This is a genomic window from Micromonospora sp. NPDC047134, assembly GCF_040643455.1.
Lineage (GTDB): Bacteria > Actinomycetota > Actinomycetes > Mycobacteriales > Micromonosporaceae > Micromonospora.
This window is the reverse complement of record NZ_JBEYUI010000060.1, coordinates 1-1,389: the sequence shown is the minus strand read 5'-3', so window position 1 is coordinate 1,389 and position 1,389 is coordinate 1. Positions and strand designations below refer to the sequence as shown.

1 protein-coding gene is annotated in these 1,389 nt (G+C 67.5%); it reads right to left on the bottom strand.

The genetic code is table 11. From position 1 onward, the window contains the following. Positions 1-5: 5 nt before the first annotated feature. The gene (locus ABZ795_RS28735; protein WP_357532640.1) at positions 6-1,190 is read right to left on the bottom strand and encodes an ISAs1 family transposase; all 1,185 of its coding nucleotides are present in this window, start codon (positions 1,188-1,190) and stop codon (positions 6-8) included. Positions 1,191-1,389 lie beyond the last annotated feature (199 nt).

Below are 1,389 nucleotides of genomic sequence, written 5' to 3'. Positions count from 1 at the left end.
CAGGGCTATTGCAAAGTAGAGTTACTGCTGGTCACGGTCGGTTTTCCGGTGGTCACGGCGCTGATGAGGTCGTGGGGTCGGTGGTTGGCTTCTCGGGTGGCTTCGGCGATGTTGGTGGCGCCGTTGGTGCGGTGGTAGCCAATCGAGGTGTTACGGAGAGTGGCGAACACGGCGGGGCCGTTTCCGGTCCGGGCTTGATGCGCGTCTTCACGTAGCGTGACGTCTCGTACGTAGTGCAGGCGGTTCTCGATGTGCCATTCCGAACGCGCCCACGTGCCCAGATCGGCGGGCCGGGCCTGGCCGGCGGGCAGCGAGGTCGTCAGATACACCGTCTCGCGGCTGGTCTTGCCCTTGATCGTGCGGGTGCGGGTGATCCGGACGGCCTGTTCGGCGTGGGGGAATCCGAGCCCGCCAGGGGTCGCGACGGTGAGTGCCTTGACCGTGCGGGTTTCCTTGCGGCCGTGACCGGTCTCGCGGGTCTGCGCCCCGATCGGGACTTTCGCCCAGGGCAGGGCCTTGAGCTGGGTGAACAACGTCGGCTGGTTGGCCTTGGCCGTGACCATCAGATGCGCGCTGTCCGCGGCCAGCAGGTCGGCGTGCCCGGTCTGTGCGTGCAACGCGTCCGCGACGACCAGGACACCGTCGAGGGACCCCAGCACGGCCTTGACCCGGTGCAGCAGTGGGGTGAAGGCGGGAATCTCATTCGATTTCGCTGCGATCTGGACCTGGGCGAGCACGATTCCGGTGCTGATGTCATAGGCCGAGAGCAGGTGGACCTGCCGCCCGTCGTCCAGCCGGGCACCACGGACGACCTTCCCGTCAACGGCGATAACGAGGCGCCACCATCGTCCGGCGGCCAGGACCGGTGTCGCCCGGCCGCGCAACCAGTGGGCCAGGACCTGCGACAACACTGCGGCGTCGATACGGATCAGCAGCCGCCACACCGTGGTCGCGGCGGGTATCCGGCCGGTGAACCCGAGCCGCTGCCACACCGTGCGGTCCTGGAATCGCACCCAGTCGCAGACCGCGGCGAACGTGCACGCCCCGGCTATCACCGCGCACACCGCTGCCGCCAGGATGCTGACCAGCGGATACCGCCGGCCCCGGGGATCCCGCGGGTCGTCCACGGCCGCCAACGCGACGAACAGACTCAGGCGATCACCGTCGGTGAACGTAGTGGGGCACGGCATGTCCGGGGGTCGCTGCGGCAGCACGATCTCGGTCAGTGATGATGACATCAACGGGTGCGGTCCTGTCCTGGGTCACGGTTGTCTTCGCAAACACCATGATCACCAACGGGCCGCACCCGTCCTACATGGACCCCCGAGCCTGCCCTCCTCCAAAAGAACCCAGCTCAGCCAACCCGCAACCGACTACGCAACAGCCCTG